This window comes from Gemmatimonadota bacterium, from assembly GCA_016713785.1.
In the GTDB taxonomy this organism is placed as follows: domain Bacteria; phylum Gemmatimonadota; class Gemmatimonadetes; order Gemmatimonadales; family GWC2-71-9; genus JADJOM01.
In genome coordinates, this window is record JADJOM010000001.1 from 770,334 (window position 1) to 783,793 (window position 13,460).

18 protein-coding genes and 1 riboswitch are annotated in these 13,460 nt (G+C 70.8%); of the genes, 5 read left to right on the forward strand and 13 right to left on the reverse strand.

What is annotated here, in order from left to right; translation table 11 throughout:
• Nucleotides 1–79: 79 nt before the first annotated feature.
• From IPJ95_03345 to IPJ95_03370, 6 genes are read right to left on the reverse strand one after another with little or no spacing between them, the layout of a single operon-like run.
• Entirely contained in the window at nucleotides 80–259 is a 180-nt protein-coding gene (locus IPJ95_03345; protein MBK7922652.1) for a hypothetical protein, read from the reverse strand.
• On the reverse strand, nucleotides 249–950 hold the full coding sequence (ccsA, locus tag IPJ95_03350) for a cytochrome c biogenesis protein CcsA (GenBank protein MBK7922653.1): 702 nt from the start codon (nucleotides 948–950) through the stop codon (nucleotides 249–251). The genes IPJ95_03345 and ccsA overlap by 11 nt, the downstream gene beginning before the upstream one ends.
• Nucleotides 947–1,627, reverse strand: coding sequence for a heme exporter protein CcmB (locus tag IPJ95_03355; GenBank protein ID MBK7922654.1), 681 nt, complete (start codon nucleotides 1,625–1,627; stop codon nucleotides 947–949). Before IPJ95_03355 ends, ccsA begins: the two co-directional genes overlap by 4 nt.
• Nucleotides 1,620–2,336 carry an ABC transporter ATP-binding protein gene (locus IPJ95_03360; GenBank protein ID MBK7922655.1) on the reverse strand — a complete coding sequence of 239 codons (717 nt, stop codon included), beginning with the start codon at nucleotides 2,334–2,336 and terminating at the stop codon, nucleotides 1,620–1,622. The genes IPJ95_03355 and IPJ95_03360 overlap by 8 nt, the downstream gene beginning before the upstream one ends.
• Nucleotides 2,323–2,691, reverse strand: a complete 369-nt coding sequence (locus IPJ95_03365) for a response regulator (GenBank protein ID MBK7922656.1) — start codon at nucleotides 2,689–2,691, stop codon at nucleotides 2,323–2,325. The genes IPJ95_03360 and IPJ95_03365 overlap by 14 nt, the downstream gene beginning before the upstream one ends.
• 15 nt (nucleotides 2,692–2,706) lie before the next feature.
• The gene (locus tag IPJ95_03370; protein ID MBK7922657.1) at nucleotides 2,707–3,021 is read right to left on the reverse strand and encodes an STAS domain-containing protein; all 315 of its coding nucleotides are present in this window, start codon (nucleotides 3,019–3,021) and stop codon (nucleotides 2,707–2,709) included.
• A gap of 96 nt (nucleotides 3,022–3,117) precedes the next feature.
• A riboswitch (cyclic di-GMP riboswitch) is annotated at nucleotides 3,118–3,210 on the reverse strand.
• A gap of 326 nt (nucleotides 3,211–3,536) precedes the next feature.
• Here IPJ95_03370 and acs point away from each other — a divergent pair.
• Both acs and IPJ95_03380 read left to right on the forward strand, forming a co-directional pair.
• A complete protein-coding gene (gene acs / locus IPJ95_03375; protein MBK7922658.1) occupies nucleotides 3,537–5,495 on the forward strand; it encodes an acetate--CoA ligase in 1,959 nt (652 codons plus the stop codon).
• A gap of 92 nt (nucleotides 5,496–5,587) precedes the next feature.
• A complete protein-coding gene (locus tag IPJ95_03380) occupies nucleotides 5,588–6,001 on the forward strand; it encodes a DUF411 domain-containing protein (GenBank protein MBK7922659.1) in 414 nt (137 codons plus the stop codon).
• A 90-nt stretch (nucleotides 6,002–6,091) separates the two neighbouring features.
• Here the strand turns inward: IPJ95_03380 and IPJ95_03385 are convergent, their stop codons facing one another.
• From IPJ95_03385 to IPJ95_03395, 3 genes are read right to left on the reverse strand one after another with little or no spacing between them, the layout of a single operon-like run.
• Entirely contained in the window at nucleotides 6,092–7,999 is a 1,908-nt protein-coding gene (locus tag IPJ95_03385; protein ID MBK7922660.1) for a potassium transporter Kup, read from the reverse strand.
• Between the two features lie 30 nt (nucleotides 8,000–8,029).
• Nucleotides 8,030–8,719, reverse strand: coding sequence for a DsbA family protein (locus IPJ95_03390; protein ID MBK7922661.1), 690 nt, complete (start codon nucleotides 8,717–8,719; stop codon nucleotides 8,030–8,032).
• A complete protein-coding gene (locus tag IPJ95_03395; GenBank protein ID MBK7922662.1) occupies nucleotides 8,695–8,997 on the reverse strand; it encodes a hypothetical protein in 303 nt (100 codons plus the stop codon). The genes IPJ95_03390 and IPJ95_03395 overlap by 25 nt, the downstream gene beginning before the upstream one ends.
• Nucleotides 8,998–9,270: 273 nt before the next feature.
• Between IPJ95_03395 and IPJ95_03400 the strand changes: the two genes are divergently transcribed.
• Complete coding sequence (locus IPJ95_03400; protein MBK7922663.1) at nucleotides 9,271–9,462, forward strand: hypothetical protein; 192 nt, start codon at nucleotides 9,271–9,273, stop codon at nucleotides 9,460–9,462.
• Nucleotides 9,463–9,524: 62 nt separating this feature from the next.
• Here IPJ95_03400 and IPJ95_03405 read toward each other — a convergent pair whose 3' ends face one another.
• Genes IPJ95_03405 through IPJ95_03420 form a run of 4 tightly spaced genes read right to left on the reverse strand, consistent with a single transcriptional unit; the run spans nucleotide 9,525 to nucleotide 12,617 of the window.
• Nucleotides 9,525–9,986, reverse strand: a complete 462-nt coding sequence (locus tag IPJ95_03405) for a hypothetical protein (GenBank protein MBK7922664.1) — start codon at nucleotides 9,984–9,986, stop codon at nucleotides 9,525–9,527.
• Complete coding sequence (locus IPJ95_03410) at nucleotides 9,983–10,396, reverse strand: OsmC family protein (protein ID MBK7922665.1); 414 nt, start codon at nucleotides 10,394–10,396, stop codon at nucleotides 9,983–9,985. Before IPJ95_03410 ends, IPJ95_03405 begins: the two co-directional genes overlap by 4 nt.
• A 16-nt stretch (nucleotides 10,397–10,412) precedes the next feature.
• Nucleotides 10,413–11,972, reverse strand: a complete 1,560-nt coding sequence (locus tag IPJ95_03415) for an amino acid permease (GenBank protein ID MBK7922666.1) — start codon at nucleotides 11,970–11,972, stop codon at nucleotides 10,413–10,415.
• A gap of 42 nt (nucleotides 11,973–12,014) precedes the next feature.
• The gene (locus IPJ95_03420; GenBank protein ID MBK7922667.1) at nucleotides 12,015–12,617 is read right to left on the reverse strand and encodes a CDP-alcohol phosphatidyltransferase family protein; all 603 of its coding nucleotides are present in this window, start codon (nucleotides 12,615–12,617) and stop codon (nucleotides 12,015–12,017) included.
• Nucleotides 12,618–12,642: 25 nt separating this feature from the next.
• Between IPJ95_03420 and IPJ95_03425 the strand changes: the two genes are divergently transcribed.
• Nucleotides 12,643–13,101, forward strand: a complete 459-nt coding sequence (locus tag IPJ95_03425; protein MBK7922668.1) for a cyclic nucleotide-binding domain-containing protein — start codon at nucleotides 12,643–12,645, stop codon at nucleotides 13,099–13,101.
• A gap of 41 nt (nucleotides 13,102–13,142) precedes the next feature.
• Nucleotides 13,143–13,451 carry an S-adenosylmethionine decarboxylase gene (locus tag IPJ95_03430; protein ID MBK7922669.1) on the forward strand — a complete coding sequence of 103 codons (309 nt, stop codon included), beginning with the start codon at nucleotides 13,143–13,145 and terminating at the stop codon, nucleotides 13,449–13,451.
• The last annotated feature ends 9 nt before the right edge of the window (nucleotides 13,452–13,460 follow it).

A 13,460-nucleotide genomic window follows, 5' to 3' on the forward strand; every position in this document is an offset into this window, starting at 1 on the left:
ATTGGCGGCCCGGCGGCAGGGAAAAAGCACGGTGGCGCCCCGGCGATCGGGGCGCCACCGTCGTGCGTCGCAGGGCCGGCTACTTCTGCTCGGCGCGGGCCTGGGTGATGAGCAGGATCGCGTAGACCAGGTATACCGCCGTCGCGATCCCGAAGGCGGCATACAGGTAGGGCGCGTTGGACGGCGGGATGAAGGGCACCGCCGCCTGGGTGGCGGCCGTGAGACTGTCGGGGACGGCGGCCAGGGTGTCAGCCTGCATGGGCGGCCTCCCTGGCGTCACGGGAAAGCTGGATGCCGTAGCGCAGCACCACGAACCCGAGGTAGAGCAGCAGGCCCGCCGCGAATCCCACCATGAGCGTCCGGAGCATCTCGGGCGGCAGGCTCGGCGCGCTGGGCTTGATGACCACCGGCTTGGGGTGCAGGCCGCGCCAGATGTACACGCTCATGTGGATGAACGGCACCAGCACCAATCCCATCACGCCGAGCACCGCGCTGAAACGGGCCCGGTCGCTCGGGTCGCGGAGGGCGGAGCGGAGCGTGTGGTAGCCCAGCAGCAGGAAGAAGAGAAACAGCGTCAGGGTCAGGCGGCCGTCCCAGGTCCACCAGGTGCCCCACACCGGCTTGCCCCAGAGCGGGCCGGTCAGGAGCACGATGAGGCAGAACACGGTGGACACCTCGGCGCTCGCCGCCGCGAAGCGGTCGAGCCGGACGTCGTGCAGCCAGAGGTAGAGGAGCCCGGCGATGGCGGTGGCCGGCACCGCCACGAAGAGCGCCATGGTGGCGGCGGGCACGTGGACGTAGAAGATCTTCTGCGCCAGGCCCTGGCGGGCCTCCATGGGTGTGAAGGCGAAGGTCATCACGGTCATCGCGACCTGCGCCAGCAGGCCGAGCAGCGTCAGCACCATGCCCCGGGTCATCACGGAGCGGGCGCGGGCGGCATCAGGGATCATTCATCCACCACGGCGGAAAAGAGGAGCACCGAGAGGGTCACGAAGGCCACGTCATAGAGCGCAAGGAACCTAAGCCCCGGGACCACCTCGCTCAACGGACGGCCGGCAAAGAGGGGGACGGTGGTCTTCACCGCGAAGACCAGCGGCGGCACCATGAACGGCAGCAGCAGGATCGGCAGCATCAGCTCGGCGAAGCGGGTCTTCACCACCATCGCGCTGAACAGGGTGCCCACCGCCACGAAGCCGATGGTGGCCAGCAGCAGGGTGGCCAGCAGCCCCGGCAGCGCCGAGCCGAGGCCGACGTTGAAGAACAGCACGAACAGTGGCAGCGTGATCGCCTCGACCACCAGCACGAAGGCCAGGTTGGCGAGGTACTTCCCGACGTAGAGCATCTCGCGCGACACCGGCGCGAGCAGCAGCCCGTCGAAGGCGCCGTTCTCGCGCTCCACCGTGAAGGCGCGGTTCATCGCCACCACCGAGGCGAACGCCACGGTCACCCACAGCACGCTGGGCGCCAGGTCCACGGTGGCCACCGCGGTCGGGTCGCGGGCAAAGTTGAACACCATCAGCACCAGCACCGCGAACACCGCCGCCGACAGCAGGCTGGTGCGGGTGCGCAGCTCCACCCGGAGGTCCTTCCCCGCGATCGCCAGCGCGTGGCGCAGCCCCTTACCCACGGGCCAGCTCCTGGTAAATCTGGTGAAACGCGCCGAGGTCGGCGGGTCGCGGCTCGAGGTAGGCCCAGCGGCCGCCGGTGAGGATCCCCACCCGGGTGGCGAGGTCCCACGCCTCCGAGGCGTGGTGGGTGACCACCACCATGGCCCGCTCCCCGGTGCAGTGCTCGCGCAGCAGCGCGCGCAGGCGGTCGCCGGCCACGGCGTCGAGCCCGGTGAACGGCTCGTCGAGCAGCAGCAGTCGCGGGTCGTGGACCAGCGCCCGCGCGATCGCCGCGCGCTGCTGCATGCCGCGGGAGAGCTGCCGCGGCCGGTCGTCCTTCCGCTCCAGCAGCGCCTGCCGCGCCAGCAGTTCCTCCGCCCGGGCCCGGGGATCCGGGATGTCGTACAGCCGGCCTGCCAGCACCAGGTTCTCCAGCAGCGTCAGCTCGTCGTAGAGCAGCGACTGGTGCGAGAGCAGCCCGATCGGCCGGCGCGCGTCGGGATCGTCACCCGAGAGGGTCCGCCCCGCCACCGTGACCGTGCCCGCCTGCGGCCGCAGCAGTCCCGCGAGCGAGCGGAGCAGGGTGGACTTCCCCGCCCCGTTCGGCCCGAGCAGCAGCAGGACGTCGCCGGGGTGCAGGTCGAGGTCCAGCCCGCGCAGGGCGTGCACCGGGCCGTAGCGCCGCGCCAGGCCCCGGGCGGTGACGAGCGGCGCGCTAGCGGGCGGCATCGATGTGGCGGGCGAGGTCGGTCAGGTCGAAGGGCTTCACCAGGTATCCGTGATGCGGCAGGGCGAGCACCTCGAGCTGGGGCTCCAGGCTCATGTAGGCGGAGGTGATCACCACCGGGAGGTCGGGCCGCGCCTGGCGGAACTGCCGCAGCAGCGCGATGCCGTCCGTGTCGGGGAGCCGGAGGTCGAGCACCACCACCTCCGGCGCCGACTCGGCGAAGCGCTCGAGCGCCTCCCGGCCGGACGCGGCGAACACCGCGTGGTACCGGACCTGGAAGGCGCGCTCGTAACTCTGGCGCAGGGCGGGTTCGTCCTCGACGAAGAGTACCCGCCGGCGGGCTGGGGGAGAACCCATCCCCCAATATAGCCCCTACGCCGCGTCGGCCTCGACTTCGAAGAGGTCGTCGAGCTTGGTCAGCACCAGCAGGAAGCGGAGCTCGTCGTTGGGCCGCTTGAGCACCACCACCTGGCGCCGCTCCGAGGCCTTGCGCTGGATCAGCATCAGGGCGCCGAGACCGGCGGAATCCACCGTCCGGGTGCCGCGCAGGTCGATCACCAGCCGGCCGGTGCGCTCCGGCAGCTGCTCCAGCAGGCCCACCGCGCTCTGGCGGAAGATCGTGCGGCTTTCGAGCCCGAGATGTTCGGGGGCGGCGAGTTCGAGGACTGCGGGTTGGGTCGCCTGCATGTTGCCTCCGGCGCTCCCTCAAGGAGAGCGCGATGCTTCCGCCGGCCTGACCTTCGTGCGGGGCGCATCGCGCGGGGATCGCGCGGGGCACCCGCCTTCGGCACCGAGCTATCTCAGGCACGCCATTCGGCACGCGCGAGACCTCTAGTTTTGCGGCCCCGGATCACTCCGGGTGTGCTCTTATCGGGCGGATCGGTTTTCAGAGACCTTGTGGCCTCCGACCGGGTCAAAGGCGAGCCCGGTGCCAATCTCCCAAGTGCTGAAACCACAATATGTTAGAAAGTGTCGTTGGGCCCCCGCAACGGCTTTTCCCCTCGCACCGCGCGGTGACCCTCTGCCAACTGCAAGTGCCCGCCGCGCCGCCGCCGGGCCGCGACGGATGTCGCGGGCCACTTGCCGAAAGTGTCACATTCGGTCCATCCTGAGGGCGATGGACTGCGCACCCCGGCCGCGCCACCAGCCTGCGGGTCGCCGCGGGTCCCCGGCTGGCCGCACCTCACCCCGAACCCACCCCCATGACCGACCAGATCTCGACGCTGCTCCAGGAGCACCGCCGTTTCGCGCCCCCGGCCGACTTCGCGGCCCAGGCCAACGCCCAGCCCGACCTCTACGAGGCCGCCCGCCGCGACCGGCTGGCCTTCTGGGAAGAGCAGGCCCGGGCCCTCGACTGGATGACGCCCTGGCACACGGTGCTCGAGTGGACCCCCCCGCACGCCCGGTGGTTTGTTGGCGGCCAGCTCAATGTGGCCGTGAACTGCGTCGACCGGCACCTCGGCACCGCGCGCCGCAACAAGGCGGCGATCATCTGGGAGGGCGAGCCCGGCGACCGCCGGACCATCACCTACTGGGAGCTGCACCGCGAGGTGGGCCGCTGCGCCAACGCCCTCCGCAAGCTGGGGGTGAAGAAGGGGGACCGGGTCGCCATCTACCTCCCCATGATTCCCGAGGCGGCCATCGCGATGCTGGCCTGCGCCCGCATCGGCGCCGTGCACTCGGTGGTCTTCGGCGGGTTCAGCGCCGAGTCGCTGCGCGACCGGATCAACGACGCCCAGGCGGTCTGCCTCATCACCGCCGATGGCGGGTACCGGCGCGGCGCGGTGCTGCCGCTCAAGCGCTTTGCCGACGACGCGATCGCCCAGTGCCCGACGATCAAGGACGTCGTCGTGGTCCAGCGGCGGCCGGGGGCCGCCGCCGGCGACGAGTCGTTCGCCAACATCGTCGAGGGACGGGACCACTGGTGGCACCGGCTGCTCGACCAGGCCTCCCCCGAGTGTCCCGCCGAGACGGTCGACGCCGAGGACCTGCTCTTCATCCTCTATACCAGCGGCACCACGGGCAAGCCCAAGGGGATCGTGCACACCACCGGCGGCTACCTCACCCAGGTGGCCGCCACGATGAAGTACGTCTTTGACCTCAAGGAAAGCGATCTCTTCTGGTGCACCGCCGACGTGGGGTGGGTCACCGGCCACTCCTACGTGGTGTACGGCCCGCTCGCCAACGGGGCCACGGTGCTCATGTACGAGGGCGCCCCCGACTGGCCCGAGCGCGACCGCTTCTGGAAGATCATCGCCCGCTATGGCGTCACCATCTTCTACACGGCGCCCACCGCCATCCGCGCCTTCATGAAGTGGGGGGAGCAGCTTCCCGCCAGGCACGACCTCTCGACCATCCGCCTCCTCGGCACCGTGGGCGAGCCGATCAATCCCGAGGCGTGGATCTGGTACCAGCAGCACATCGGCGGGGGCCGCTGCCCCATCGTCGACACCTGGTGGCAGACGGAGACCGGCGGGATCATGATCACGCCCCTCCCCGGCGTGGTCACCACCAAGCCCGGCTCGGCCACGATCCCCTTCCCGGGCATCTCCGCGCAGCTGGTGGACCAGAAGGGCGTCCCGCTGCCGCAGGGCGGCGGGCTGCTGGTGCTGACCGAACCGTGGCCCGGGATGCTGCGCACCATCTACGGCGATGACGAGCGCTACCGGCAGACCTACTGGTCCAAGTTCGGCGACAAGTACTTCGCGGGGGACGGCGCCAAGCTCGACGAGGACGGGTACTGGTGGATCCTGGGCCGGGTGGACGACGTGCTCAACGTGGCCGGGCACCGGATCGGCACCATGGAGGTCGAGAGCGCGCTGGTGGACCACCCCTCGGTGGCGGAGGCGGCCGTGGTCGGCAAGCACCACGACCTCAAGGGCCAGGCCATCGCCGCGTTCGTGACGCTCAAGGAAGGCAACCGCCCCACCGCCGAGCTCAAGGACGACCTCAAGGACCACGTCGCCCGGAAGATCGGCGCCATCGCGCGTCCCGACGACATCCTCTTCTCCGCCGACCTGCCCAAGACCCGCAGCGGCAAGATCATGCGCCGGCTGCTCAAGGACATCGCCGAAGGCCGGGCCCTGGGGGACACCACGACCCTCGCCGACCCGACGGTGGTCGCCCGCCTCAAGGACCAGTACGAGAGCGAGGAAGGGTAGGCGTCCCGGCGGCCGGCGGTGTAGACTTCCCGGATCGTCACCCGTGGAGTGTCCCGATGCGCGCCCGTCATCTGCTCTTCCTGCTGGCCGGCATGGCCGTGCTTTCCGCGGCCGCCGCGCCGGCGCCCCGCACCGGGGCGCCGCCGACGATCACCGTGTACCACTCGCCGACCTGCGGCTGCTGCAAAGAGTGGATCACGTATCTCAAGGCCAACGGGTTCACGGTCAAGTCGGTGGAACAGGACGATGTCTCGCCGATCAAGGCGGAACTCGGCGTCCCCCGGAAGCTGGTCTCGTGCCACACCGCGATGGTGGCGGGATACGTGATCGAGGGGCACGTGCCCGCCGGCGACATCCAGCGGCTGCTCCGCGAGAAGCCCAGGGTGGTGGGCCTCTCCGCGCCTGGCATGCCGCCCGCCTCGCCGGGCATGGACATGGGGAAGGACCCGTACGAGGTCGTGGCCTTCGACGCGCGCGGTGGCTCGACGCTGTGGGCCCGGCACTAGCGCCGGACTTTCCGGGCGGGTGACGACAACGGGCGGCCTCCCCAGCTGGGGGGCCGCCCGTTCATCGTCCGGCCGGGCCGCCGCGGCGGCCTAGAACTGGATCTGCGCCCCCATCTCCACCACCCGGTTGGGGGGGAGGTTGAAGAACGTCGTGGCGGTCTGGGCGTTGCGGGTCATGATGACGAACAGGCGCTTGCGCCACAGGGACAGCGCGGGCGGCGCGTCGTCGGGGCGGGGCGTCTTCTCAGGGGTGACGATCAGGGTCTCGCGCCCCAGGTAGTAGGTGGTCTCGAGCGGCCGGACCGAGACGCCGAACGCCTGCAGCCCGCGCAGCGCGGCCTGCACGTCCGGGCTCTCCATGAAGCCGAACCGCACCGTGACGACGTAGAACTTCTGGCCCAGGTCCTCGCAGCTCAGCCGGTCCTCGTCCGCCACGTACGGCACGTCCTCCGTCTTCACCGACATCAGCACCACCTGCTCGTGGAGCACCTTGTTGTGCTTCACGTGGTGCAGCAGCACCGGTGGCGCACCGCCGGGATGGGAGGTCATGAACACCGCGGTGCCCGGCACGCGGGCGCAGCGCTTGACGGCGTCGCCCAGGAAGAGCTCCATCGGCAGGGAGTTGCTCTCCATGATGCTGGAGAGCCGGGTGCGGCCGCGCTTCCACGTGCTCAGCAGGGTGAAGACCCCGATGGCCACCACGATCGGGAACCAGCCCCCCTCCGCGAACTTCACCAGGTTGGCCAGGAAGAACGCCGCGTCCACCAGCAGGAACAGCCCGCACATCCACAGCACCTTGGCCCGGGTCCAGCCCCACTTCTCGCGCGCCACCACGCCGAAGAGCACGGTGGTGATGCCCATGGTCCCGGTGACCGCGATGCCGTAGGCCGCGGCGAGGTTGCTCGAGTTCCGGAAGGTCAGCACCAGCCAGATGCAGGCCACCATCAGGGCCCAGTTGATCTCCGGCACGTAGATCTGGCCCTTCTCGCTCTCGGAGGTGTGCTTGATGGTCACCCGCGGCGAGTAGCCGAGCTGCACCGCCTGCTGCGTGAGGGAGAAGGCCCCCGAGATCAGCGCCTGGCTGGCCACGATCGCCGCCAGCGTGGCGATCACGACCATCGGGTACAGCAGCCGTTCCGGCACCAGGGCGTAGAACGGGTTGACCACCTTCTCCGGCTGCTGCAGCAGCATCGCGGCCTGGCCCAGGTAGTTGAGCATCAGCGCCGGGAGCACCATGGAGTACCAGGCCAGCCGGATCGGGCGCTTCCCGAAGTGCCCCATGTCGGCGTAGAGCGCCTCGCCACCGGTGATCACCAGCACCACCGCGCCCAGGATGAGGAACCCCTGCAGCCCGTCGCGGATGAAGAAGTCCACGGCGTACCAGGGGTTGAGCGCCGCCAGCACGCCCGGCTCCCGCAGGATGCCGTGGATGCCGAGGGCCGCGATGCAGAGGAACCAGACGATCATGATGGGGCCGAACACCACCCCCACGCGGGCGGTACCCCGGCGCTGGAAAAGGAACAGCCCGATGAGGATGATCACGGTCAGCGGGACCACCCAGGTGGTGAGCACCGGGGTGGCGTACTCGATGCCCTCGAGGGCGCCGAGCACCGAGATGGCGGGGGTGATCACGCCGTCGCCGTAGAGCAGCGCGGCGCCGAAGAGCCCGAGCATCACCAGCACGGTCCGGCGCCGGCTGTCCTCCCCGCGCACCAGGGCCAGCAGGGCGAGGATGCCCCCCTCGCCCCGGTTGTCGGCCCGCATCACTTCCGCGATGTACTTGTAGGAGACCACGAAGTTCATCGCCCAGACGATGAGCGAGAGCACCCCCAGCACGTTCTCCCGCGTGGGCGGGATGCCGTGGGCGGCGCCGAAGCACTCCTTGAGGGCGTAGAGCGGGCTGGTGCCGATGTCGCCGTAGACGACGCCGAGAGCCGCCAGCGACAGCGCCGCCAGGGCCTTCCCGGACGGGGGCGCGTGGCCGTGCTGGTCGCTCACGCCGCCCCCGCCACCGGCTGCGGGCTCATCCTAGCGGGAGGTGGTGCGACCGAGCGAATCGAGCATCGCCTTGAGCATGTCGTAGTGCACCGCGCCGCCACCGGGGTAGAGCCGGCCGTTGATCAGGAAGGTCGGCGTGGACCCGACCCCGACCTGGCCGCCCTCGTTGCGGCCGGCCTGGATCCGGCCGGCGAACTTGGCGGTCTCCATGCAGCTGTCGTAGCGCGCCATGTCGAGGCCCAGGGCCTTGGCGTGGTCCCGGAAGATGCCGTTGCCATCCGCCTTGAGGGTCCAGTTGGGCTCCCAGGAGTAGATCCGGTGGCTCATCTCCCAGTACTTGCCCTGCTCGCTGGCGCAGGCGGCGGCATGCGACGCGGGGCGCGAGTTGCGGTGCATGTCCAGCGGGAAGTCGCGGTAGCGCCAGCGCACCTGGCCGGTCCGGATCAGCCGTTCCTCGATGGTCGGGAACTGGATGGTGTACCACTGCTGGCAGGCGGGACACTCGTAGTCGGCGTATTCCGTCACCGTGATCGGCGCGCTGTCGGAGCCCAGGTAGTACCCGGAAAAGCCCGTGGTGTCCGCGGCCTGCACCACCACGTTCGCGGGGATGCTGACGTCGGGCTTGCGCAGGGTCACGAACGCCAGCGCGGCGGCGGCGGCCACCGCCGTGGCGCCGAGTAAGACATAGAAGCGGTTCAACCCGCTTGAGGCGGCCGCCATGGTTCGTCGTCCTCCAGCTCGTCGGGGGTATAGGGATGCTGCCGCGCCTCGTCCACGATCCGCCGGCTGTCGGCGACCTCCGGCGTGTCGTAGGTGCAGCGCACTTCGTAGTGGAAGAGCTCGCTCCGCGCGTCGCCCAGCAGCCGCTGCAGCTCCGGCGCCGCGCCCAGCAGCCCCCCCGCCTGGTCCAGCGCCTGAATGCGCTCGGCCAGGTGCCGGAGCAGCGCCAGCAGCTGCTGCTCCCGGGCCCGGCCGTAGGTCTCCTCGTGCTCGCTCATGACCGCCTCGTGACCGGCCGGCGCTGCTGCCGCCCACCCCGGCCGTGATAGGGCAGGGAATCTAATCAGCCCCCCACCCCGGGGGGGTAGGAGGGGTCATTTGCCGGGGTTCGGTGCCGCAGGTTATATTGTCGGCCGTACCTACAGGCCCATTGGAGACACCACAGCATGGCGAAAGCGAAGCCCCGCCGGACCACCCCCGCTCCCCAGGCACCCCGGCTGTTCGATCAGGCCCGAGATGAGCTGTTCAGCCACATCCTCAGGTGCGGCGTTTTGGAAGCCCTTCCGGAACATCAGAAGGAGTGGTTCGACGACACCATGCTCTACCTCGCCGAGCGGTATGAAGACCTGAGCGAGGAAGAGCGGGGGCAGCTGCGGACGCTCGGCGAGCGGTACTGTCAGCCGGTCATGAACCGGCCCGCCTCCTCGGCGGAACCCGAGACCGAGACCGCCTCGGTCACCTGACGGCCCGCACCCGATCGCGCAGGAACTGACGCCCTGGTCCCGTCCGGACCGGGGCGTTGTTGTCAGCGGGGGCGCCGCGGCCCGTGCAGCCAGCGCCGCCGCAGCCCGACCGCCAGCCGGACGCCGCCGCCGACGCCGGCCTCGACGACCAGGCCCAGGCGTCCGCCGGGACGGGTTTCCAGCCCCAGCCCGAGCACCAGGTCGCCCCGCGCCCGCGCCGCGAACGTCCCGGCCACGCCGCCGAGCGCGTAAAGCCCAACCCCGCCCACCCGGGCCGGCTCGAGCAGCAGGTGGCCCACCAGCTCGCCCCGCGCCGCCAGGCCGGCCCGGTCTCCCCCCAGGGCGGCCAGCTGCAGGCGCACCCCTCCCCCCGGCCGCCAGCCCAGGGTGGCGCCCCCACCCGCGAAGTCGCGGCGCCCGACCAGCAGGAGGCCCTGGGCGCCAGCTTCCACGCCGCGCGGCTCCTGCGCGCCGAGCGCGCCCGGCCATAGCACCAGCGCCAGCAGGAGTCCGGCCCGCCTCATGCGAGGATGAGCTCGTGGGTCAGCGCCACATCGGGCGCGAGGGTGTGCACCACCGAGCAGTACTTCTCGAGCGACAGCGCAATCGCCCGCTCGGCGCGGGCCGCGTCGAGCCCCTCGCCGGCCAGGCGGAACACGAGGTGCATGGCCAGGAACCGCCGGGGATCCGCCTCGCGGCGGGTACCGGTCACCTCCACCCGGCAGGCCGCCAGCTTCACCCGCATCTTCTCCAGGATCGACACCACGTCGGCCCCGCTGCACGCCGCCGCCGCCACCAGGAGCAGCACCACCGGGCTGGGCCCCGCCACGGAGTCGCCATCCACGGTGATGGCCGGCCCGCCGGGGGCCCCGCCGGTGAAGACGAGGCCCCGGTTCCAGTCCAGGGTGGCGAACCGCAGGTTGGGGTTGGTCATCGGATCGTCCGGCGGCTCAGCGCCCCGGCTCCTGTTCGTAGCGGGCCTCGATCTCGGCGATGAGCTTCTGCCGCTCGGCGATGACGCCGCCCATCGGCACCCCCAGGAAGCGCTGGCTCTCGAGCGCGAACCAGGCGCCGACCATCACCACCACCATCGCGACCGTGAGGTAGAAGACCTTCTCGTTGGGCGGGAAGAAGCCGGTGATCGCCAGCACGATCGCCCCGACCACCGCAAGGGTGGCGACCGGCTTCGACCAGGCGCCGAGGTTGAAGGGCCCCTTCTCCGTCCACCCCTTCCCCTCCGCCAGCAGCCCGGCCAGCACCGGCATCACGTAGGAGAGGTAGAGGAACACCGCGCACCCGGTGGCCAGCACCACGAACGCGCCGCTGTACACCGTGGAGAGCCACGCGACCACCACCGACGTCCAGATGGCGTAGGTGGGGGTCCGGAAGCGCGGGCTCACGTGCCGGAGGAGGCCCGAGGCGGGCAACCCGCCGTCGCGGGCGAAGGCGAACATCATCCGCGAGGTGGAGGTGAGCCCCGCCAGCGCGCAGAGGAAGTTGGCCACGACGATCCCGATGCTCAGGAAGGCCCGCACCCCGGCCGGCATGGCGGTCTGCTCGTACAGATAGTAGAAGGAGTTCCACCCCTGGCCGGCGCCCTCCTGCACGGTGGGCAGCACCAGCACGAAGGTGCAGACCATGAGGAATCCCGCCACCCACGACACCAGCACCGCCGTCCACATCCCCCGGGGCACGTTCACCTGGGCGTCGTGGGTCTCCTCGGAGGTGTGCGCGGAGGCGTCGAAGCCGGTGATGGTATAGCAGACGAACAGCAGCCCGAGCAGGAAGGCGAAGGGCGCGGCCCCGGTGGCCGGGAACACGCCGCCCCCCGCATCGCCGGTGTAGTTCGCGAAGGTGACCAGCCGGCCGACGTCGAGCGGCACCGTGGACCCGGTGAGCAGCGCGCCCACCAGCACCACCGCCACCACGAAGATCAGGTAGCCGCTGAAGTCGGTGAGCCGGGTGGTGAGCCGGATGCCGTAGTGGTTGATCAGCCCCTGCGACACGAGCAGTGCGCCCACCGCGATCAGCTGCCACATGTCGAGGTCGAAGCCGCTGGTGACGGGGACGACCCAGGCCGGCTCGAGCCCGAACATGGGCTTGAGCACCAGCGACTTGAACAGCAGCCACACGCCGACGTCCACCGAGCTGACCACGAACACCAGGCCGAGCAGGTTGAACCAGGCGGTGGCCCAGCCCCAGGCGCGCCCGCCGAGGATCGAGCCCCAGTGGTACAGGCCGCCGGCCGTGGGGAAGGCGGAGGCGATCTGCCCCATGGCGAGCGCGACGCTCATGGCGAACAACCCGCCCACCAGCCACCCGACCGCCACCGAGAAGCCGCCCCCGGCGCTGAGCGCCACCGGGAAGGCGGTGATCCCGCCGGCCAGGATGCAGATGATGGAGAACGAGATCGCGAAGTTGGAGAAGAGCGACATCCGCCGGGAGAGTTCCTGCGCGTAGCCCATCCGGTGCAGCACCTGCTTGTCGTGCGCCCGCGTGGTCTCGGCCATGGCGTGCGTCTCCCGGGGGAAGGAGGTGAGGGGATGCGGCGGTCAGCGGCCGACCGGCCGCCGGGCCCTGGGGGCGGCCTGATTGTAGTCCCAGATGGCGTAGAGCGCGATGGCGCCGGTGGCCCACGCGAGCGGCCGCAGCAGCGGCGAGTCGGTGAGGAAGGCGATGACCGTGAGCACCTGCGCCACCGTCACCGCCTTGCCGCCGAGGCGCGCGGGGATGGCCATCGGCCGGCCGGAGACGTACGTGCCCAGGAAGGCGAGGGTGGCCACGAGGTCGCGGAGCAGCACGCCGGCGATCTCGTACCACGCCAGCCGGTGGGACAGCGCCACCACGATGAACGCGGCGAGCATGAACAGCTTGTCGGCCACCGGGTCGATGAAGCCCCCGAACCGGGAGCTGCCCAGCCGCCGCGCCAGCGCGCCGTCGAGCAGGTCGGTGGCCGCGGCCACGAGGAGGATGCCGAGGCGGGCCAGGTCGTGCGGCACCAGCACGAAGGCCACCGCGAGCGGGATGCGCGCGAGCGTGAGCGCATCCGCGACGGTGAAGCCCGCCGCGGAGGGTGACGGATGACCTTGCTCCCCCTCCCCCCGGGGAGTACCTTGGGTCGCCGGGTCGGCTGAGAGGCCGTCTCGCCCGTCCATCGCTCACCCTCCAACCCTGACGCCCATGGACCTGCAGCTGCTGAAGAAGACGGCGATCTTCGCCGACCTGGACGAGGGTGAACTTGCGCGGGTCGCGGAAATCTGCAAGGAGCAGGCGTACCAGGGCGGGCAGCACGTCTTCAAGGAAGGCGAGCCCGGCAACCGCTTCTATATCATCGTGAAGGGCGAGGTCCGCATCAGCCGGAACATCCCCGGGGCCGGCGAGGAGGCGCTCGCCGTCCTGCAGCCCGGCAGCTGCTTCGGCGAGATGGCGGTCTTCGATCGCTCCGAGCGGAGCACCGACGCCATCGCCAACGGTCCCGTCACCCTGATGACCATCTCGCGGCCCGATTTCGAGATCCTGCTCGACTTCAATCGCGACATGGCCTACAAGATCCTCTGGTCCATGGTGCGGCTGCTGTCGTCGCGGCTGCGGGTCACCAACGACAACCTCCGCTCGCTCCTCGCCATCTCGATGTTCTAGGCGGTCCGGCCCCCCGGCCGGGGGCCGAGCACCGGGCCTCGATGCAGCACGCCCTCACCGAACTGACCGGCATCACCGCCCCCACCCTCGCCGACGAACAGGCCCTCGCCGCGCTCGCCATCGCGGCCGCGGGCGCCCTGGGCCTGACCCCGCACGGGCCGCCGGTCACCCGCACCGGCCCGCAGGGCATCGCCGTGGGCCTGCTGGGGCACGGCGGGCACATCGTGCTCCACGCGGAACCCGCCACCGGCCGCTGCCTGGTGGATGTCGTCACCCCGAATGCCACCCCACCCGCCCGCGCGCTCGAGGTCGTCGCGCGCCGGCTGGGGGTGGTGCCCCGTCCCGTCTAGCCGCCGAGC

Bases quoted from the DNA above. Each gene is read 5' to 3' on its own strand.
- IPJ95_03345 (MBK7922652.1), bottom strand. From the start codon at position 259: ATGCAGGCTGACACCCTGGCCGCCGTCCCCGACAGTCTCACGGCCGCC.
- ccsA (MBK7922653.1), bottom strand. From the start codon at position 950: ATGATCCCTGATGCCGCCCGCGCCCGCTCCGTGATGACCCGGGGCATG.
- IPJ95_03360 (MBK7922655.1), bottom strand. From the start codon at position 2,336: ATGCCGCCCGCTAGCGCGCCGCTCGTCACCGCCCGGGGCCTGGCGCGG.
- IPJ95_03365 (MBK7922656.1), bottom strand. From the start codon at position 2,691: ATGGGTTCTCCCCCAGCCCGCCGGCGGGTACTCTTCGTCGAGGACGAA.
- IPJ95_03370 (MBK7922657.1), bottom strand. From the start codon at position 3,021: ATGCAGGCGACCCAACCCGCAGTCCTCGAACTCGCCGCCCCCGAACAT.
- acs (MBK7922658.1), top strand. From the start codon at position 3,537: ATGACCGACCAGATCTCGACGCTGCTCCAGGAGCACCGCCGTTTCGCG.
- IPJ95_03380 (MBK7922659.1), top strand. From the start codon at position 5,588: ATGGCCGTGCTTTCCGCGGCCGCCGCGCCGGCGCCCCGCACCGGGGCG.
- IPJ95_03390 (MBK7922661.1), bottom strand. From the start codon at position 8,719: ATGGCGGCCGCCTCAAGCGGGTTGAACCGCTTCTATGTCTTACTCGGC.
- IPJ95_03395 (MBK7922662.1), bottom strand. From the start codon at position 8,997: ATGAGCGAGCACGAGGAGACCTACGGCCGGGCCCGGGAGCAGCAGCTG.
- IPJ95_03405 (MBK7922664.1), bottom strand. From the start codon at position 9,986: ATGAGGCGGGCCGGACTCCTGCTGGCGCTGGTGCTATGGCCGGGCGCG.
- IPJ95_03410 (MBK7922665.1), bottom strand. From the start codon at position 10,396: ATGACCAACCCCAACCTGCGGTTCGCCACCCTGGACTGGAACCGGGGC.
- IPJ95_03415 (MBK7922666.1), bottom strand. From the start codon at position 11,972: ATGGCCGAGACCACGCGGGCGCACGACAAGCAGGTGCTGCACCGGATG.
- IPJ95_03420 (MBK7922667.1), bottom strand. From the start codon at position 12,617: ATGGACGGGCGAGACGGCCTCTCAGCCGACCCGGCGACCCAAGGTACT.
- IPJ95_03425 (MBK7922668.1), top strand. From the start codon at position 12,643: ATGGACCTGCAGCTGCTGAAGAAGACGGCGATCTTCGCCGACCTGGAC.
- IPJ95_03430 (MBK7922669.1), top strand. From the start codon at position 13,143: ATGCAGCACGCCCTCACCGAACTGACCGGCATCACCGCCCCCACCCTC.